This window comes from Saccharibacillus sp. WB 17 (assembly GCF_008634075.2).
Classification (GTDB): Bacteria; Bacillota; Bacilli; order Paenibacillales; family Paenibacillaceae; genus Saccharibacillus; species Saccharibacillus brassicae.
On sequence record NZ_VPFK02000014.1, the window covers coordinates 225812 to 245440 of the forward strand.

At 59.7% G+C, this 19629-nt stretch carries 13 protein-coding genes; 10 read left to right on the top strand and 3 right to left on the bottom strand.

Annotated features, from left to right (window positions below; genetic code table 11):
* The first annotated feature begins 99 nt into the window (after positions 1-99).
* The 4 genes from nrdI to FTE24_RS06975 all read left to right on the top strand — a co-directional run bounded on the left by nrdI (position 100) and on the right by FTE24_RS06975 (position 4914).
* A complete protein-coding gene (gene nrdI / locus FTE24_RS06960; RefSeq protein ID WP_141448778.1) occupies positions 100-459 on the top strand; it encodes a class Ib ribonucleoside-diphosphate reductase assembly flavoprotein NrdI in 360 nt (119 codons plus the stop codon).
* Positions 446-2530, top strand: coding sequence for a class 1b ribonucleoside-diphosphate reductase subunit alpha (nrdE, locus tag FTE24_RS06965; RefSeq protein WP_150231859.1), 2085 nt, complete (start codon positions 446-448; stop codon positions 2528-2530). The genes nrdI and nrdE overlap by 14 nt, the downstream gene beginning before the upstream one ends.
* 285 nt (positions 2531-2815) lie before the next feature.
* Positions 2816-3808, top strand: coding sequence for a class 1b ribonucleoside-diphosphate reductase subunit beta (gene nrdF, locus FTE24_RS06970; protein ID WP_202111780.1), 993 nt, complete (start codon positions 2816-2818; stop codon positions 3806-3808).
* 158 nt (positions 3809-3966) lie between these two features.
* Positions 3967-4914 (top strand): NAD(P)-dependent alcohol dehydrogenase, encoded by a 948-nt coding sequence (locus FTE24_RS06975; protein ID WP_150231861.1) that lies wholly within the window; start codon positions 3967-3969, stop codon positions 4912-4914.
* Positions 4915-5701: 787 nt separating this feature from the next.
* On the opposite strand, the gene FTE24_RS06980 is transcribed toward FTE24_RS06975, so the two are convergent.
* The gene (locus FTE24_RS06980; RefSeq protein ID WP_150231863.1) at positions 5702-9133 is read right to left on the bottom strand and encodes a S8 family serine peptidase; all 3432 of its coding nucleotides are present in this window, start codon (positions 9131-9133) and stop codon (positions 5702-5704) included.
* A 495-nt stretch (positions 9134-9628) separates the two neighbouring features.
* Positions 9629-10312 (bottom strand): TIGR00266 family protein, encoded by a 684-nt coding sequence (locus FTE24_RS06985; RefSeq protein ID WP_141448773.1) that lies wholly within the window; start codon positions 10310-10312, stop codon positions 9629-9631.
* A gap of 147 nt (positions 10313-10459) precedes the next feature.
* Here FTE24_RS06985 and FTE24_RS06990 point away from each other — a divergent pair, with 147 nt between their 5' ends.
* The 4 genes from FTE24_RS06990 to FTE24_RS07005 all read left to right on the top strand — a co-directional run bounded on the left by FTE24_RS06990 (position 10460) and on the right by FTE24_RS07005 (position 14154).
* Positions 10460-11158 carry a peptidylprolyl isomerase gene (locus tag FTE24_RS06990; RefSeq protein WP_150231865.1) on the top strand — a complete coding sequence of 233 codons (699 nt, stop codon included), beginning with the start codon at positions 10460-10462 and terminating at the stop codon, positions 11156-11158.
* 1 nt (position 11159) lies between these two features.
* Positions 11160-11426, top strand: a complete 267-nt coding sequence (locus FTE24_RS06995; RefSeq protein ID WP_141448771.1) for a YkgJ family cysteine cluster protein — start codon at positions 11160-11162, stop codon at positions 11424-11426.
* A 251-nt stretch (positions 11427-11677) separates the two neighbouring features.
* Positions 11678-13201, top strand: a complete 1524-nt coding sequence (locus FTE24_RS07000) for a methyl-accepting chemotaxis protein (RefSeq protein WP_160441686.1) — start codon at positions 11678-11680, stop codon at positions 13199-13201.
* A 215-nt stretch (positions 13202-13416) separates the two neighbouring features.
* Complete coding sequence (locus FTE24_RS07005) at positions 13417-14154, top strand: hypothetical protein (protein ID WP_150231869.1); 738 nt, start codon at positions 13417-13419, stop codon at positions 14152-14154.
* Positions 14155-14824: 670 nt separating this feature from the next.
* Here the strand turns inward: FTE24_RS07005 and FTE24_RS07010 are convergent.
* Positions 14825-15535 (bottom strand): metallophosphoesterase, encoded by a 711-nt coding sequence (locus FTE24_RS07010; protein ID WP_150231871.1) that lies wholly within the window; start codon positions 15533-15535, stop codon positions 14825-14827.
* A 242-nt stretch (positions 15536-15777) separates the two neighbouring features.
* On the opposite strand from FTE24_RS07010, the gene FTE24_RS07015 reads away from it, so the two are divergent.
* A complete protein-coding gene (locus tag FTE24_RS07015) occupies positions 15778-16812 on the top strand; it encodes a LacI family DNA-binding transcriptional regulator (protein ID WP_150231873.1) in 1035 nt (344 codons plus the stop codon).
* A gap of 218 nt (positions 16813-17030) precedes the next feature.
* Positions 17031-19547, top strand: a complete 2517-nt coding sequence (gene yicI / locus FTE24_RS07020) for an alpha-xylosidase (protein WP_150231875.1) — start codon at positions 17031-17033, stop codon at positions 19545-19547.
* The last annotated feature ends 82 nt before the right edge of the window (positions 19548-19629 follow it).

Here is a 19629-nt window from a genome sequence, read left to right on the forward strand (position 1 = left end):
TGCTTTGACAAACCCCATATCTGGTTATAAAATGAGTAACACTGACCCGGATAAAACTAGATATAGATTTAAACGGGCAATCAAGGAGCGTGAAGGCACATGGTGATCGCTTACGATTCCAAGACTGGAAACGTGCGGAGATTTATTGATAAATTGGAACTTCCTTCGGTTCAGATCGACGAGACGATGAAGCTTGACGAGCCTTTCATTCTCGTTACCTATACGACGGGCTTCGGTCAGGTACCGGACAAAGTCAACCTTTTCCTGCAGCGCAACGGACAGCAGCTGCGCGGCGTATCGGCCAGCGGCAACCGCAACTGGGGACAATGTTTCGCCAAGAGCGCGGATACCATTTCCCAGACCTACGGCGTGCCCGTCCTGTGCAAGTTCGAATTGTCCGGCACGAAAAAAGACATTTTACATTTCAAAGAGGAGTTGAACAGCCTTGCGGCATATTGAACTGAACAACCAACTGATGCTGAGAAACGCCGACGGATTTTTCCGCTTGGAGAAAGATAAAGAAGCGGTTGCCGCATTCATGGAGGAAGTCGCTCAGCGGAGCCTGACTTTCCCGGATTTCGGTTCCCAGGTCGATCACATGATCGAACACGACTACTACGAGAACGTGTACGAAAACTACACCCGTGAGGAAGTCGTGTCGGTGTTCGAGACGTCGCATAACGTTCCGTTCGAGTTCGCTTCGTATATGGCCGCTTCCAAGTTCTACACGGACTACGCAATGAGAAGCAACGACAAATCGACCTACCTCGAGACGTACGCCGACCGCGCCGCGATCGTGGCCCTGCACCTCGGTGCCGGCCATGTCGAGAACGCCAAGTCGCTCGTGACGGCCATCATGGAACAGCGCGTACAGCCGGCGACCCCGACGTTCCTCAACGCGGGCAAAAGCCGCCGCGGCGAACTGGTCTCCTGCTTCCTGCTCGAGATGGACGACGCGCTCAACTCGATCAACTACGTGCTCTCGACGTGCATGCAGCTGTCGAAGATCGGCGGCGGCGTAGCCGTCAACCTGTCGAAGCTGCGCGGACGCGGCGAACCGATCAAAGGCGTCGAAGGCGCCGCCAAAGGCGTTATGCCCGTCCTGAAGCTGATGGAAGACGCGTTCTCCTACGCCGACCAAATGGGCCAGCGCAAAGGCTCCGGCGCCGCGTACTACAACATTTTCGGCTGGGACGTGCTTGAATTCCTGGACAGCAAAAAAATTAACGCCGACGAGAAATCGCGCCTCAAGACGCTGTCGATCGGCCTGATCATTCCGAACCGCTTCTACAAGCTCGCGGAAGACAATCAGCCGCTCGTCGTATTCGGTCCTTACTCCGTCTACAAAGAGTACGGCAAACATCTGGACGACCTCGATATCGACGAGATGTACGACGAACTGCTCGCGAACGACAACGTCAAGAAAAAGACGATTATGAGCGCCCGCGACATGCTCGTGAAGATCGCCATGATCCAGCTGGAATCCGGCTACCCTTATATCATGAACAAGAGCAACGCCAACAAGAACCACGCGCTCAAAGATCTGGGCATGGTCAAAATGTCCAATCTGTGCACGGAAATCTACCAGCTGCAGGAGACGTCGACGATCGGCGATTACGGCCAGGCGAACGATATCCGCCGCGACATCAGCTGCAACCTGGCTTCCCTGAACATCGCGAACGTGATGGGCCTCGGCAAAATCCGCGAGTCGGTGCACGAAGCGATGATCGGCCTTACCGCCGTCAGCGACATGACCGACGTGCAGAACGCTCCGGGCGTAGCCAAAGCGAACCGCGAGATGCACTCCGTCGGCCTCGGCGCGATGAACCTGCACGGCTATCTCGCCAAGAACAAAATCGCGTACGAAAGCGACGAAGCGATCGATTTTGCACGTACGTTCTTCATGATGATGAACTACTACTCGATCGAGAAAAGTATGGAAATCGCCCGCGACCGCGGCGAAACGTTCGCAGGCTTCGAAAAATCCGAATACTCAAAAGGTACATACTTCGACAAGTACGTACAGACCGACTACAGCCCGCGTACCGACCGGATCAAAACGCTGTTCGGCGACATGCACATCCCGACGACGGCGGATTGGACCCATCTGCGCACGCTGGTTCAAGCCAACGGCCTGTACCACGCTTACCGTCTGGCGATCGCGCCGACGCAAAGTATTTCGTACATCCAGAACTCGACGTCGAGCGTCATGCCGATCGTCGACGCGATCGAGACACGCACGTACGCCAACTCGACGACGTATTTCCCGATGCCTTACCTGGCGCAGGAAAACTTCTTCTACTACAAGTCCGCTTACCAGATGAACCAGTTTAAGGTCATCGACCTGATCTCCGAGATCCAGGAGCATATCGATCAGGGCATCTCGGCTATCCTGCACGTCAACAGCAACGTGACGACGCGCGATCTGGCCCGTTATTACCTGTATGCCGCGCGCAAAGGGCTCAAAGCTCTGTATTACACGCGTACCAACCACCTCAGCGTGGAAGAATGTATCAGCTGCGCGATCTAAGTCATCTGAGCCGCGCTTTGGCCCAAGGCCATAGAGTAACAGATACGTTTTTTGAAAAAAAGTTCGAACGATAATGGGACACAGCGGGGCGCCTTCTCCACGATCCGGAATTCCGGTCTTGAGCAAAACGCCCCGCTTTACTTTTGCTTCGTTTGCGACGATAATAAGAATTCTGTGCAGCCTGCCCGGATTGCCCGCAATCCGGTTCATCTGCGCGCTGCAATATCCAACATTGCCCACAATTAACTTAATTTATATAACCCACACCGAAAGGGATGACTAGACATGATCAAAGCCGTCAACTGGAACCGTCCCGCAGACGACTTCACCCTGATGTTCTGGAATCAAAATATTATGCAGTTCTGGACCGACGAAGAGATTCCGCTGTCCGACGACAAAATGTCCTGGATCACGCTGAATGAAGACGAGCAGGAAGCGTACATGCAGGTACTCGGCGGCCTGACGCTGCTCGATACGGTGCAGGGCGGAGTCGGCATGCCGCAGATCATGGAACACGTCGAAGATCTCCAGCGCAAAGCGGTGCTCGCGTTTATGGGCATGATGGAGCAAATCCACGCCAAATCGTACAGCAGCATCTTCACGACGCTCGCTTCCACCGAAGAGATCGACAAAGTGTTCCGCTGGGTCGAAGAAAATCCGCTGCTCCAGAAAAAAGCGGAAATCATCTCCAAGTATTATCAGAACATCCAGACGCCAAAAGAACTGTATCTGGCGATGGGCGCTTCGGTCATGCTGGAGAGCTACTTGTTCTACAGCGGCTTCTTCTACCCGCTCTACCTCGCCGGACAAGGCAAAATGACGAGCAGCGGCGAGATCATCGACCTGATCCTGCGCGACGAGAGCATTCACGGCCTGTACGTCGGCGTTCTGGCCCAGGAAGTGCTGCGCGAACTTCCGGCATCGGAAGCCGAAGCCGCGACGAAAGAGCTGTACGAGCTGCTGCACACGCTGCAGGCGAACGAAGAACAGTACACGGAGCAGCTGTACACGAAGATCGGACTGAAAGACGAAGTCGACAAGTTCGTGCGCTACAACGCCAACAAAGCGATGATGAACCTCGGTCTGGAGCCGCAGTTCGAAGAAGACGAAGAAAGCATCAACCCGATCGTCATGAACGGACTGAAGACGCAGACCAAGCAGCACGACTTCTTTTCCAAAAAAGGCAACGGCTACGTACGCACGGTTCACGTGGAACCGCTGCGCGACGAGGATTTCCTGTTCGATACGGTCGAAACGCCGGAACCGAGCGTCCTCTAAGTCTTCCGTCCACCCAGCGCATACTCAGCACTATTCCGGGGCTTCGGCCGCGAGAGAACGACCGAAGCCCGGTCTCTTTCGCGGACGAAGCTTCTTGGTCGTGTTCGTTGGGGTAATAGAACAGGTGAGCAAAGCGAAAAGAGAGCAGGCGATTGAACATGAGAGCGGCAGTTATACGCAAATACGGAGGACCGGACGTGTTCCGGATCGAAGAGATCCGCGAACCGAGTCCGCGTGCCGGAGAACTCAAGATCCGCATGCAGGCGACGTCCATCAATCCGATCGACTACAAAGTACGCAAAGGCTATCTGATCTTCCTGTCGGGACTGCGCTTCCCCAAAGTGCTCAGCTCCGACTTCGCGGGCATCGTCGAGCAGTGCGGAGACGGCGTCGAAGGGTTCGCACCCGGCGACGAAGTGTACGGCTTCACCAACGGCGCTTCGCAGGGCGGGGCGCTGGCGGAGACGCTCTGCTGCAAAGCTTCGGTCGCTTCGAAGAAACCTTCTTCGCTGCATTTCGAAGAAGCCGCCGCCGTTCCGCTGGCCGCTTCTACCGCCTATCAGGCGTTGACCCGGATAGCCGGTCTGCAGCCCGGCATGCGGGTGCTCGTGACCGGCGCGACCGGAGGGGTCGGCCACTACGGCGTGCAGCTGGCCGCGATCCTCGGCGCCCACGTTACGGGAGTCTGCCGCTCCTCCGGCGAAGCGACCGCCAAAGCGCTCGGCTGCGACGAAGTGATCGCCTACGATCGGGACGATTTCCGCAAAAGCGGGCAGACGTTCGACGTCATCTTCGACGCCGCCGGCAAATACGGCTTCAAAGACTGCCGCGCCCTGCTGACGGAACAAGGCACGTACGTCACGACCGTTCCCGGCCCTTCCGCCATGCTGGGACGGGTGCTCTCCGGCTCCAAAGGCCGCAAAGCCCGCTTCATCCTCGCCAATTCCAACGACACCGATCTTGGCCTGATGCGCCAATGGTGCGACGAAGGCCGGCTCAAGCCGCTGATCGAGGCCGTTTTCCCTTTGAGCGAGACGCGCCAGGCTTACGAACTGGCCGAGTCCGGCCGGATTCGCGGCAAAGTGGTCATTCAGACGCGGGTCTGACCGGGTTGGGGAAAACTCTGTCGCAGCGCGGTGTCCTGCCCCGAATTGGCGGCTGCGGAGTCGAATCCAAGAAAAGCTGACCTGAGGTCAGCTTTTTTGTTTGGATGCGGCTTTTTTTGACACAATGCTGACTTATGGTCAGCAATTCATGCCAAAACGGCTATGGAATGGCCGTTTTGCGGCAGATTGCTGACTTTAGGTCAGCTTATCGCTCCCTGGGCGCTTTTTACGGATGAAATGCTGACTTTTGGTTCACATTTAACGATGCCGGCAAGCTTCGCACCGGGCAAGACTACGGGCGAAGTCAAAGGCAGAGCTAACGGCAGGCAAAGACTGCTGCCGAGAATGGCGATTCGCCGACAAACTGACCCAATCCCCCTCATTCACCCTCGGCTCGGCTAACGGATTGTATGTCCTTTAGAGCGCCGAATCGGCCGCTAAGCGTCGCCTGGGTCCGTTAGCGTTTCCCGGCTGTCTCGTTCGCTCCCGTTTTTCCCATTTTGTTCGGTCTCCTCTCTCCTCGAACGGTAACCGTAACTCCTCCTCCTCTCGCCTTTTCCCGCTTATCCGTCTGCCTGTCCTTCCCGATCCCGCCCCCTACTGGGCTCTCTATGGGTACGGGCTGCCGCCGCTTGCCGCCGCCCACTCCGTCTCCGCCACGCGCGCCATGCTTGCCGCTCTCTACCCCACCGCCCCGCGCCCTCTCCATCCGCAAGACGACAAAAAAACCGCCCTCCCGGCCCGAAGGGCGGAAAGGCGGCGATTCAACGAGGGGAAGCAGCCGAACTTACTTTTTCGGAAGCAGCGTGACCGGTACGATAAAGGTCTCGTTGATCTTGGAATTCTTCTTGTAGGAAGCGGTAACTTCCAGATTGACGACCGTCGGTTGCTGCGGCAGGGCGCGCAGGGCGCCTTTGCTGTTGATCAGGTTCGGGTGATCGCTGCCCGTGACCTGGAATTTGACTTCGCTCGTCGATTTCAGTTCGAGCACGTTCGGGCCGATGCGGGTCGTGTTGACGATCGCGGCTTGTTTGTCGAAGGCCGCAATCGCTTCGTCGACCAGCAGCGCTCTGCGTTCCGCGATGCGGTAGCTGGAGTAGGCCGTGTACTGAATCGGTTGGCCGGCCGGGTCTTTCACGACCGTGCCGGACGGAGACAGCTGGGCGGCCAGCAGTTCGAGCTGGTACGTGCCCGGCTCAAGCTTGCCGACTTTGCCGGTGTTCTCGTCCAGGTACCGGTCGTCCAGTCCGTCGAACGTATACCGGCCCGGTTCGAGCATGCTCAGATTGCCCTGCGCGTCTTCGTCCACGATTTGGGCGAGCAGGCCGATGTATTCGTCATCGATGCCGTATGCCGCAACCTGGACATAGTTCACGTTATCGGCCGACAGCGTGAACGATACGTCGGTCGTATCGCGATTGCCGTCGCCGTCAGGCGTAATGATGCGGTTCGATACTTCGATGTCTTGAATGCCGAAGCCGGTTGCCGGCTGTTCGTCGCCGATATGCACGGCGAACGGCAGATGCAGGTCGGGGCCGGCTGCGGATTGCAGCAGCACTTCGCCTTCGTATACGCCTTGAGCGGCATCCGATGCGGGATCGACGGCAAGCTGGAAGGCTGCCGGCGTTCCGGCCGAAGCGCTAACCGTGCTGCCGGCGCCGAGGCCCGTCAGCTCGGCCGAGATTTTGCTCGTGTCCGGCGTCGCGATCGGTCCGTTCGGATCGGACGTCACGTTTTTGTGCCACACGACGCTTGCCGTGTACGAGACCGGAGCTCCCGATACGCTTTTGAGCTGCAGCTCCTGGCTGACCGCGTCGCTGTCCGCGCCGATCACGCCGAACGAAGTGGACGATGCGTAGTTCGTCACCGGCACTTCGACCAGGTCGGTATTGAGAATGCGTACTTCTTCGACAGCCTGCAGCAGGGCAGGCGTATCGAGCGCGTCTGCCACGTAAGCGCGGCCGGCGCCCTGCGAATACACGTCGTACGGCGTGCCTTCTTCATCGGCAATCGTATCCGCCGTGTTCGCCAGTGCCGCGCGAACGTCGAACGGCGTCCACTGCGGGTATTTCTGCTTCAGCAGTACGGCCAGTCCCGCGATATGCGGAGCCGCCATGCTGGTGCCGCTGGAGCGGGCATACGCTTCGTCGTAGCTGACGCTATCGTCGAAGTTGCCGTATTCCGGATACGTCGACAGCAAGTTGACACCCGGTGCTACCACGTCCGGCTTGATGCTCAGCTTCTCGTCGCTGTTCGGACCGCGCGAGCTGAACGAAGCCATCTTGTCGCCTTCGATAACCGTCTTCGGATATTGGTCGCCGAACGAAATTTCGAATTCCGGCGAACCTTGGGCTACCAGTTCTCGTGCCAGCTTGCGGCCTTCTACGCCGCTCATGTCGAAGTACGGCACGTAGTCGAAGCTGTCGCCGAGGAACGCGACGGAACCGACCGGAGCGTCGCGTCCCGGCAGCGATTCCGACAGGTCCGCCTGATTGGCGTTGCCCGGAACCGTGTTGCCGTTGAAGATCACGATCGCTTTGGCGCCGTGCGCCGCAGCGCCGCGCACTTTGGCGTCGAACGTCAGATTGCCGCGCGAGACGACGACGACTTTGCCCGTCACGTCGATGCCTTCGGCGGTCAGCGCGTCATAATCCGCGTCGGTGCCCAGGTTGGCGTAGACGGCGTCGTTCGGCTCCGTGCCGAGGATCGCGGCGAAGTTTTCCTGCCCTGTTTTCCAGGCCAGAATGTCCGTCTGGTACGGACCGTATTCGCCGTACACAGCCTGCGATACGGTAGGCGCCGCCGCTTCCGCGTTCGCCGAAGCCGGAGCTGCGGCAGGAGCTGCCGCTGCCGGAGCCGGTGCGGCCGCTTCTTCGGCTGCGGCTTCACCCGCAGGCGCCGCCGTTTGTTCCGCCGAAGCCGGAGCTTCCGCTGCCGGCGTCTCTTCGGCTGGCGTCTCTTCCGTCGGCGTCTCTTCGCCGACCGCCGCCGAGAACGTGGCCGCGTAGTGATTGCTTTCGCTCGTCACGGCGCCGACCGAAATGGCCAGCTGCGACGAAGCCGGAGAGCCCATCGAATAGTAGTAAGGACCTTCGTCCGCGGCGTTGCCGTTCGCGATGACCGCGGTTACGCCGGTGAGCACCGCGTTATTGATCGCGACCGCGTCGGGCGAGTTCGGATCTTTGTTCGAGTCCGAGCCGAGCGACAGGTTGATCACGTCCATGCCGTCTTTGACCGCATGCTCGATGCCGTCGATGACCTGCGCCGAAGATCCCGAAGCGCGTCCGGTCTCCAGATTGCGGCCCAGCACTTTGTACACATACAGATCGGCATCGTAGGCGACGCCTTTTTGTACCAGTTCCGACGTCGGGTTCTTGCCCTGGCCGACGATCGTGCCCGATACGTGCGTGCCGTGGCTCGTGCCCGCATAAGTCGTGCCGTCGATCACGATCGGAGGTTCTTCGTACGGATCGTTATCCTGCTCGAACGAGTCGTAGCCGCCTTTGTAGGCGTCTTTGAGATCGGGATGCAGATAATCGACGCCGGTATCGATTACGCCGACTTTGATGCCTTTGCCGGTAAATCCGTCCGCCCAGGCTTGATCGACGCCCATCTGCTTCAGCGGCTGGATCTCGAAGTTGTCGCCTGCCGCCGCGTCTTGTTCGTCGACCGGGATTTCGTAGTAGGTCTGGTTCGCGTCGATGGCGAGGACGTTCGGAATCGAAGCGAGCTTCGTCAGGTCCTGAGCCGACACCGTCACTTCGAGGCCGTTCAGCACCGTATTGAATTGATAGTTGACCTGCAGGTCGACGCCGAGCGCGGCGGCCCGGCTAATGAAGTCGGACTGTTCGCTGTCGACCTGCTGCTCCGCCGACGAGGCCGAGAAGCTGCGCAATCCGGCTTCGGCGGACGAAGCTTCGGCTGCGGCTACAGGCTCCTGACTGAGCTGCACGATAGCGCGCACTTTATGTAGAGACCGGGTATCCAGCTTGGGCGAGATGATCGAAGCCGGGTCGCGGGTCTGGACGGCAAAAGCGCTCATCCTGCCTTCGGCCGCTCCTCCGTTCAAAGACTTGTTGGACAGGTTGTGCGGGACAAGCTCATTCGGCGACTTTGTCGTCTGTGCGGAGGCTGCGGCCGGAAGCGCCGCTCCCAGGGCCAAGGCCAGGCTCAGTGAAACGCCCGACAATTTACGGAACAGATGCTGCTCTTTCTTCAATGCAACTTCCCCTCTCGTTTTTAAAATATGGATGCCATGGTTCAAGCTGAGGCACACTTCCTGTCAGCTATGTTCACAGGTAAGCGAAGAACGACTCCAAAAACCGGCCTCCCCTCGTACTCTTGTCAAAAAGCTTGCCACCTATGCTAGCATCGGCATAAAGAGTTGACCACCTGTAAATTTTTTCGTTAACGTGATTCAACTTTTTCTTTTAGCGCATTTTGTCGAATTTTAAAGGGTTTCCCTTTACGTTTTGCAGGCCTAACTTTACATGAAGCAAACAAAAGTCGCATTCATGTCAGCGCTTTGAAAGGTCCAAGGCCGTCGGCTTGCATCTTTTGGTTGCTTCTGCCCGCTTGCTTCTGAGTCTATAGGCTTAATGTTTCGACAAACTGCAACTTTTTGAAAAAAAACGCAAAAAGCCCGCCTCCCGGCGAGCCTGAACCCACTTCATTGGATGACAGAACCTCTTTTTAATCCGACAAAAAAGACCGTTTAACTGCGTCCGCCCGGAATATACGGCCGAATCCATTCGCCGAACGATTTCGGGCTGCGGGTCTGGATCAGCACGACGCCTTCGCCGCGGAACCGGCAGACGAGACCTTCGCCGCTCGTGAAGCTCGATACCCAGCCTTTGGATGCTTTCTCGATATCGTAGCGCATATAATCCGGCCAGGCCACGAGATGTCCGTTATCGACGACGACTTCCTGCCCCGCTTCGAGATTGATCGCATGGATGCCGCCGTAGGAAGACAGGAATACGGTGCCGCGCCCGCTGATCTCCACGATGAAGAACCCTTCGCCGGACATCAGCCCGCGGCCCAGATTTTGCATTTTCGTATTGACTTCGATGCCCGACGTGCCGGCCAGAAATCCGTCTTTTTGCACGAGCAGCTTGTACGACCCGTCCAGTTCGACCGCTTCGATCGCACCTGGGCTGGACGGCGCCAGCGTCGCTTCGCCGTGCCGGCCAACAGACAGCAGCTCCTGGAAGAAGAACGACTCGCCGCTCAGCATCCGTCCGAGGCCGCGCATGAGACCGCCGTCCGCCGTACCCTTCAGTTCGATATTCGGCGACATCGACACCATCGCGCCCGATTCGGCTTTGATGCTTTCTCCGCTCTGAAGCTGAACCTGAAGCAGCGGAAAGGCTCCCGGGTACAAAATTTGATAGTCCATTCCTTCTAGCCTCCTCTCTCCTTCATCTTAATGAGATTTTATGCGCGGCGCAATGGAGTTCGTATCCGGCTGTGCTATAATCAGATGCAGCGATACGCAAGGCGGAGCCCGAATGTCCGCCATCATTCCTTCAAGGAGGCATCACCCATGTACAAAATCAATCAAGCGGGGCAGCGCTGGACGCTCGCCGCGCTCCTGTCGCTGATGCTGCTCGTGCTGGCCGCCTGCGGCACCCAAGCGCCCAAGCAGGCCGCGCCGGCCGACAAGCCGGCGGCCGAAGCCGGCACGCAGGCATCCGGCGAAGCGACCCCGAGCAGCGACGGCAGCCCGATCGTCACGATCGAAATGGACAACGGAGGCATCGTCAAGCTGGAGCTGTATCCGGACGTCGCGCCGAATACGGTCAACAATTTTATTGCGCTGGTCAAAGCGGGCTTCTATGACGGCCTGACGTTCCACCGCGTCGTGCCGGGCTTCGTCATTCAAGGCGGCGACCCGGACGGCACGGGCGGAGGCGGTCCCGGCTACTCGATCAAGGGCGAGTTCACCTCGAACGGCTTCGACAACACGCTGCTGCATACCGAAGGCGTCCTGTCGATGGCGCGGACGGGCGACCCCGATTCCGCGGGCTCGCAGTTCTTCATCATGCTGGCCGATCAGCCGAGCCTGGACGAGCAGTATGCCGCGTTCGGCAAAGTGATCGAAGGCATGGACGTCGTCAACGCAATCGCCGCGCTGCCGGTCGACGGCAGCGACAAGCCGAGCAGCCCGGAAGGCGCCACGATGAAGACCGTTACGGTCGACACGCTCGGCAAGGAATACGCGGAACCGGAGAAAATCCAGTAACGTGAACGCCGAATTCGAATGCCGCCCCGACTGCGGCGCCTGCTGCACGGCCGTCTCGATCGCGTCGGCCATTCCGGGCATGCCCGGCGGCAAGCCGGCCGGCGTGCCGTGCGTGCAGCTCGACGAACGCAGACGCTGCAAGCTGTTCGGACGCCCCGAGCGTCCGGCCGTATGCGGCGGCCTGCCGCCTTCGCCGGAAATGTGCGGAAGCTCCGCCGAGGAGGCGTTCGCCTACCTCGAATGGCTGGAGCGCGAGACGACGCCTTGACCGACAGTCCTTCCCTATCCGCTTAACTTAGCATCAGCCTCGCCGGACCGCCGGCCGCCTATGGGCGGTCCGGCGTTTTTTTTTCGCGCCGCCGCAATCTTCGTTTCCGTTCGCCGCGTACGGTTCGCCGCCTGCCCAAAATGGCTCTTTTTGACTAGCTGCCTCTCTTCGATTAGTCATTTACACCCGATAGGGTTGGAATTATGATTGGAATAAATAACCTAAATCTTACTCGAAAAAGGAGCTGCCCCATGCTGGAGAGGAAAAATAAACTGATGCTGCTGCTCACGCTCGGCGTCGCGCTGTTCTCCGTCTTGATTCACGTACTCGGCCGGGGGACGAACCTGTTCGACATGATGGTGCAGATGCACCATTCGCTGGCCGCGGAGGCTCATCCGGTCTGGCTGAACGTCATCGCGGTTCCTCCGATCCTGTTCCTCGCCGCAGCCGCCGCGCTGTTCGCGCAGCATCGAAGCCACCGTTTGATTCCTCCCCTGGTCACGTTGGCCCTCGTCAGCTCCAGCATTTCCCTGATCGCCGGCAGCGGCGGGGGGACGGAATTCCACTTTTCCATCTTCATGGTCATCGCCATCCTCTGCTTCTACGAGAGCATTCCGCTGCTGATCGGCGCCACGCTCATTTTTACCGTGCAGCATCTGATCGGCTTCTTCTTCTCCCCGGAAATGGTGTTCGGCGTCTCTTCGTATTCGCTGACCATGCTGGTCACGCACGCGTTTTTCCTCGTGGCGACTTCGCTGGCCGTCATCTTGCAGATCACTTCGAACAAAAAAGCCCGTGAGGCGCTGAATGCGGAAAAAGACCGGGAGCGCGCGCAGACCGTAGGCGAAATCGTCGAACGGCTGACCGCCACTTCGGGCCAGTTATGCGGTCGGACCGGCGAATTGAGCGCGCAGGCCGAATCGTCGGCGGGCGCGAGCAGCCTGATCCGCGAGCACGTCACGGACATCTACGAAGGTTCGCAGGAACAGAAAAACGAAGCGGGCAGCGCCCGGACCGCGATCGAAAAAGTCGGCGCCGACCTTCGGCAGATCGTCACGGACACGTCGGACGTCTCGGAAGTGTCCGGGCAGAGCGCCCTGCACGCGGAAGCGGGCAACCGCAGCATGGGCGAGCTTATGCACCGCCTGACGACGCTCGAGTCTTCGGTGAGCGACTCGGCCGAGCGTATTCGCCTGCTGAACGAGCATGCCCGGCAGATCGGCGAAGTGACCGACTTGATCCGCAGCATCGCTTCGCAGACCAACATGCTGGCGCTGAACGCTTCGATCGAAGCTTCGAGAGCCGGCGACGCCGGGCGCGGATTCGGCGTGGTCGCGACCGAAATTCAGCGGCTCGCCCAGCAGTCGAACGCTTCGGCGGAAAATATCGGCGCGTTTCTCGGCCGCATAAACGAGGAGTCGCAGCATTCCGCCGTGTCGATGCAGCGCGTGACCGCCGAGCTGTCCGACGGCCTCGCCGCCGCGCACGAGACGGAAGATTCGTTCCGCGTCATCCGCGACCATGCGAATGAAGTGAACGCCAAGCTGCGGCAGGTGCTGTCGTCCGGCAGCCTTGCGCTGGAGAACTCCGGCCAGGCTTCGAATTCGATCGAGACCATTTTTCTGATCGCGGACGAATTCGTGCACGCCTGCGAGCAGGTCAAAGGTCATGCGGACAACCAGCTGCAGTTCAGCGGCGAGACCGCGCAGATCGCGGCCCAGCTCGGCGGCGCCACGTCCGAACTGCGCGAGACGATCGTGCGGATTGGCGCTTGAGACGCAGGAGCGGGCAGCGTGGACCGGATGGATCGGGGCGCAGCAGCGCCGAATGAGGCGGACGATGGAAGCGCCGGACGGGCCGTTCGCGGGCCGTCCGGTTCGCGCGCGGATGCGGCCCGTGTACCCGGCAGGCAAAATCGGTTATAGTAAAAAGCATGCCTATGCCTCTTCGTCGACAAGACGGACAGGTCAGAAAGGAAGAACCTCTACCGATGAACCGATACCGCATGATCCCCCGACACCGCTGGGCGCTTGCGCTGCCGATCGCGTTTGGCCTGCTGCTGAGCGCCTGCGCGCAGGGCACGGTCGACGTGACCGTCAACCGCAACGGAACGGCCGATATCCGCATGGACGCGACGATCGACGAATCGGCGCTGAATACGATCGGACAAGGCGATCTGCCCGAGCAGATCGCCGCCAGCCTGCGCGAACAGGGCCTGGACGCCCAGGCGATCAATCAGGACGGCAAAGCGGGCCTCAGCGCTTCGCGCACGGTCGAACTTAAAGGCGGCCCGATCCCGAAGATGCCGGCCGGCATCACCGCCGAAGACCGCAAGGAAGAAGGCTGGTTCTCGACGACGCATAATCTGGTCGTCGTCGCCGATCCGCCCGAGCTGATTCCGCGCGAAAGCTCGTCGCTCACCGGCTTTATCGGCTCCCGCCTGCTCGGCCGTTTTGTCGAGAGCGAATTCGACTTCAAATTCAGGCTGACGCTGCCGATCAAGCCGGGCGCGAACAACGCCGACGAAGTCTCCGCGAACGGCCGCACGCTGACCTGGGATCTCTCCGCGACCCGCGAGAACCGGGTCGAACTGAGCGTGACCGTGCCGAAGATCGACCGCATCCTCTACGCCGCTTCCGCCGTGCTGCTGATCGTGATCGCGGCCGTCGTCTTCCTGCTGCTGCGGCGCAAACGCCGGAAGCAGCACCTGCCTCCTCCCGCCGCGTAACGCAAAAGGCTGACGGAATTTCCCGTCAGCCTTTTTTGTTGCCCGTAGCGCGGCTGCGCTGCGCAAGGTTCGGATCGAACCCGCCGCGGCTGTTCGCGCCGCTCGCGGCCGCGAGCGGATCGGAGCTTTACTCGCTTCGGTATTACCGTCGCTTCGGTACTACCCTCGCTTCGCTACTCTCTTCGCTTCGCTACTATCTTCGCTCCGAAGCTTCGCGTACCGGCTACCGGCTGCTCCGTCAGCCCTGCCGCTTTAAACGCGCAGCGAATCCTGATAACGCTATTCGCGGATATTCGGCCGTTTGGAGAATCTAACGAATCCTCGTAACGCTATCGGCCGCAATAGTGTCGATTTGCGACGTTTTGGAGCAAATAGCGTGCTCAGGATTCGTTAAAATCCATAAAAGCCATTCTGAGCGCAAATAGCGTGACGACGATTCGTTAGCATCGGCCGAGTCCGTATCAACACCGGCCCTCAGGCGATTTTCGCGAGTCGGATGCTGGGGCTGTAGGTCGTGTAGATAGTATGTTGTAGGCGCTATAGGTGTTGTAGCTGCTGCAGCCACTATAGCGTGAGTAGTGTGGGTAGTGTGAGTATAGCACTCCAAGCACCGTAGCAATCCGCCTGACCCTCCAACTCCAGCCTCCTCCAGCCCCTCCCGTAACTCCCGTCACCCTTTTCGCCATACGCGTCGCGACACGTCGCCGGTTCCGCCGCGATACACGGCGTATTCCCCGTTCGTCAGGTCGACCAGCGCCAGGCCGCGCGATTCCTCGATCGCATACGTATGCGAGCCGAGGTCGCAGTTCAGCCGCGCGCCGTCGTAGCAAATGAATTCGCACGGCGTATGTCCGTGCACGACCGTTTTCCCGCCTGTCGCTTGCAGAATCGACTTCGCCGGATACGCGTAAAATTCGCGTTCCGTCATCCACAGAACGTCCCGGCTCTGCGCGTCCAGCGGCTGGTCCGGCATAAATCCGGCATGCGTGTACACGTATTCGTCGTCCTGCGCCACCATCGGCAGGCCGAGCAGCCACTCGAAGCTTGCCCAGCTCTCCGTTTCGTCTTCGAACGTGCGATCGAAGCTGGATAACGCTTCCGCGCCGCCGTGCAGAAGCCACATATTCGATCGCTTTTCCAAATACCAGCGCAGCATCTCTTCGTGATTGCCGGTCAGCACCGTGACCCGCTCCGGATGTATCCGCTGCAGCATACGCAAATAGCGGACGACCAGCGCGCTGTCCGGCCCCCGGTCGATCAGGTCGCCGCCGACCGTCAGCCGGTCCGTGAATCCGTCGTAGTCCATCTCCCGCAGCAGTTCGATCAGCCCGCGGTATTCGCCGTGGATATCGGTAACGAACAGCTTGCGTCCTTCCTCCATGGATATGCGCCCCTTCTTCTGTTGGTTTGCGCCCTGCGCGGCACGCGGCTCCGTTTCGGCTCTTTCTTTTCCATCATTCCTGTTTCCATTGTACCATTTCGGCCGCGTTCCCTGCTCCCTGCGTCTCGCGGGCGGCACGCGCTGCTTTTGTCTCTTTTCGGATTGACATCTTTTTTCGTAAGGTCTATCATTTTGGACAAATGAAGTAAGCGCTACCAAAATCACGCAAAGGACTCGATGCCATGAATGCGAAAAAACACCCCACCGTCAAGGAGATCGCCCGCGAGGTCGGCCTGTCGGTCGCTACCGTGGATCGCGTGCTGAACAATCGGGGGCGCGTCAAGCCGGAGACCGTCAGGCTCGTCATGGACAAAGTGCGCGAGATGGAGCCTGCGCCCGATCTTCCGGCCGGCTTTTCGTCGAACAACCGCAGCGTCTCGTTGGCCGTCGCGTTCCCCGAGCTGCCGGAATATTTCTGGAAACAGGTCGAGACCGGCATCGACGCGGCGATTCGGGATTTTCGCGATTGCGGCCTGCAGGTCCATACGATCCGCTCCAAAGATTACGATCTCACCGAACAGAAAACGAAGATGCTGGAGCTGGTCGACTCCGGCGAATACGACGCGATCGCGATCTCCCCGAACGATCCGCAGGAGATGACCGACGTGATCGACCATGCCGTCAGCCGCAACCTGACCGTGGGCACGTTCAACAGCGATTCCCCGCTCAGCTCGCGCCTGTTCTACGTCGGCTGCGATTACCGGGTCGCCGGGCGACTCGCCGCGGATACGCTGTGCCGGCTGATCGGCAGACGCGGCCGGGTCGGCCTCATCATGTCGTATACCAATCTTCAAATGCAGCAGAAAGTGACCGGATTCCGCGAGGTGATCAGCAGTTATCCCGGCGTCGGGCTCAAAGCCCCGCTCAAGGTCGATCAGGAAGAATACACGTCGTTCGAGACGTTCGCCGACTATTTCGACGGGCTGGACGGCGTCTACGTGGCGAGCGCCAAGCTGCATCTGATCGCGGAACATCTGGAAGCGGCCGGACTGGCCGGGCGCGTGGCGCTGATCGGACACGATATGAACGACGAGATCCACGAGGCGATGCAGCGCGACGTCGTCACAGCCACCATCTGCCAAGACCCGTTTAATCAAGGCTACCGCATCGTCAAGATGCTGTGGGAATACCTGTCTTCGAGAAAACAGCCCGACCCGCGCGAGAAAAGAATCAAACTGGAGCTCGTGACCCGGGAAAATGCGCAGTATTACGTCTAAAACAGAGCCTTTACTCCTACGACGGTCTTGCGGAAATTCCGCCGTGAGCGGACACCGCTTCTTTTTCGCGTAAAACAAACAACGTCCCTTATTCAATGATCGAGATTCGGGGATCGAGGCGCTTCCTTCAAAAGTCCCAATGGTCGCTCACTCTTTTCTACTATTATAAAGGACGCTGCCGCAGGTCGTTCTGCCCAGCGTGTCCCGGAGGTTTGTGCATGAAATTCACCGATGGCTATTGGCATGTCCGTTCCGGCTTGACGCTTAACGCGGCCCAGGAAGTCCGCGACCTTACGCTCGGCGAGCGGGAGATTGAAGCGTTCGCCGCCTGCAAAAAAATCGTCGCCCGAGGCGATACGCTCAACACGGCGATCCTCACGTTCCGCTATTCTTCTCCCATGCCCGACGTGATCTGCGTGGAATCGGTGCATCACGAAGGCACGCGGCTGCGCGGGCCCCATTTTCCCAAGTCCGCCGACCCTTCCGTCGACGTTTGTGTGACCGAAGACCCGGAGACGGCGGTGCTGACGAGCGGCAGCCTGAGCGTGCGGATCGACAAAAGCGGAGACTGGAACACCCAATTCTATTACGCAGACCGCCGGCTAACCGGCAGCGAACGCAAAGGCCCGGCCCATATCCGCTCGGCGGATAGCACGTACATGCGCGAACAGCTCGATCTGGGCGTCGGCGAACGCATTTACGGGCTCGGCGAGCGGTTTACCCCGTTTGTCAAAAACGGCCAGGTCGTCGACCTGTGGAACGAAGACGGCGGCACATGCAGCGAGCAGGCTTACAAAAACGTGCCGTTCTACCTGTCGAGCTTCGGCTACGGCGTATTCGTCGATCATCCGGAAAAAGTATCGTACGAAGTCAGTTCGGAGCAGGTAGAAAAAGTCCAGTTCAGCGTGCCCGGCGAACGGCTGCGCTATTACGTTGTCGGCGGCGCGACGCTCAAAGACGTGCTCCGCAATTATACCGCGCTTACCGGACGTCCCGCTCTCCCTCCGGCATGGTCGTACGGGCTCTGGCTGAGCACTTCGTTCACAACTTCGTACGACGAAGACACGGTTAACCATTTTGTGGACGGCATGTTCGAACGGGGTATTCCGGTGCATGTGTTCCATTTCGACTGCTTCTGGATGAAGGAGTTTCAATGGTGCGATTTCCGCTGGGACACGGAGCAGTTTCCCGACCCGCAGGGCATGCTGGACCGGCTCAAAGCCAAAGGACTGCGGATTTGCGTCTGGATCAATTCGTATATCGGACAAAAGTCTTACCTGTTCCGGGAAGGCGCCGAGCACGGTTATCTGGTCAAAACCGCCGCAGGCGACGTCTGGCAGTGGGACCGTTGGCAGGGCGGCATGGGACTCGTGGACTTCACGAATCCGCAGGCGGTCGAATGGTTCAAGTCCAAGCTGCGTCCGCTGATTGAGATGGGCGTGGACAGCTTCAAGACCGATTTCGGCGAGCGCATTCCGAGCGAAGGCGTCGTCTATCATGACGGCTCCGATCCGGTCAAGATGCACAATTATTATACGCTGCTGTACAACCGGGCCGTCTTCGAAGTGCTGGAAGAAGTCCGAGGACGGGACCGGGCGCTCGTGTTCGCCCGCTCGGCGACGACCGGCGGCCAGCAGTTTCCCGTGCACTGGGGCGGCGACTGCACCGCGTCTTACGTCTCGATGGCCGAGAGTCTGCGCGGCGGTCTGTCGCTCGGCCTGTGCGGCTTCGGTTTCTGGAGCCACGATATCGGCGGCTTCGAGAATACCGCTTCGCCGGACATTTACAAGCGCTGGAGCGCATTTGGCCTGCTGTCGTCGCACAGCCGGCTGCACGGCAGCCAATCGTACCGCGTACCGTGGCTGTTCGACGACGAGGCGAGCGACGTCTTGCGGCATTTTACGCAGCTCAAAATGCGGCTGATGCCTTATCTGTTCGCCGCCTCCATCGAAGCGGCGACCGACGGGCTCCCGATGCTGCGCGCCATGCTGCTGGAATTCGGCGGCGATCCCGCCTGCGAAGAGCTGGACCGCCAGTACATGCTCGGCGGATCGCTGCTCGTGGCGCCGATCTTCAACGAGCGCGGCGAAGCGCTGTATTATTTGCCGGAAGGACGCTGGACGCATCTGCTCACCGGCGAAAACGTACAGGGCGGCCGCTGGCGGCGCGAGCGCTACGACTATTTCGGTCTGCCGCTGCTTGTGCGGCCGAATACGCTGCTTGCGCTCGGCGCGAACGAAGCCCGGCCGGATTACGACTATGTCGACGGCGCGGAGCTGCACCTGTTCGCGCTCGAAGACGGGCACGAAGCCCGCGCCGCGATCTATGCGGCGGAAACGGAAGGCGCCGCCGTTCGCCGACCGGAGCTGACGGTCGTGGTGCGCCGCGCCGGGCGGGTGTTGACGGTGTGCGCGGAGAGGGCCGCGGGAAGGAACGTGGGGAGGAGCGCGGGAGGCGCCGCGGGGGCTGCGGAAGGGACGGCGCAGAGATCCCAAACGCGGAGCCTGGACGGGCTTGGCGCAGGCAGCGCTCCGAGCGGCGACAAGTCTCCGACGTGGAAGCTTGTGCTGCGCGGCATCTCGGCGATCGAATCCGTCGAAGGCGCGGAAGCGTCGGCCGAAGAAGTTTCGATCGGGCGTGCTTCGACCGGACAGCATTTGGCCGGGGCGGTTTCGATCGTGCTGACACCGGCTGCGGAGAGCGGCACGTTTACCGTCCAGCTGCCGGAATCTTGAGCGGCGGCGCGGCGGCCTGGAGAAGGAATTCATAGCTTTCGGCGCGAACGTGCTTTAGAATGGAACTCAAATGCAGCTCAAA

Coding starts and splice junctions, on each gene's coding strand:
- nrdI (WP_141448778.1), top strand. CDS start 100: ATGGTGATCGCTTACGATTCCAAGACTGGAAACGTGCGGAGATTTATT.
- nrdF (WP_202111780.1), top strand. CDS start 2,816: ATGATCAAAGCCGTCAACTGGAACCGTCCCGCAGACGACTTCACCCTG.
- FTE24_RS06975 (WP_150231861.1), top strand. CDS start 3,967: ATGAGAGCGGCAGTTATACGCAAATACGGAGGACCGGACGTGTTCCGG.
- FTE24_RS06985 (WP_141448773.1), bottom strand. CDS start 10,312: ATGGACTATCAAATTTTGTACCCGGGAGCCTTTCCGCTGCTTCAGGTT.
- FTE24_RS06990 (WP_150231865.1), top strand. CDS start 10,460: ATGTACAAAATCAATCAAGCGGGGCAGCGCTGGACGCTCGCCGCGCTC.
- FTE24_RS07000 (WP_160441686.1), top strand. CDS start 11,678: ATGCTGGAGAGGAAAAATAAACTGATGCTGCTGCTCACGCTCGGCGTC.
- FTE24_RS07005 (WP_150231869.1), top strand. CDS start 13,417: ATGAACCGATACCGCATGATCCCCCGACACCGCTGGGCGCTTGCGCTG.
- FTE24_RS07010 (WP_150231871.1), bottom strand. CDS start 15,535: ATGGAGGAAGGACGCAAGCTGTTCGTTACCGATATCCACGGCGAATAC.
- FTE24_RS07015 (WP_150231873.1), top strand. CDS start 15,778: ATGAATGCGAAAAAACACCCCACCGTCAAGGAGATCGCCCGCGAGGTC.
- yicI (WP_150231875.1), top strand. CDS start 17,031: ATGAAATTCACCGATGGCTATTGGCATGTCCGTTCCGGCTTGACGCTT.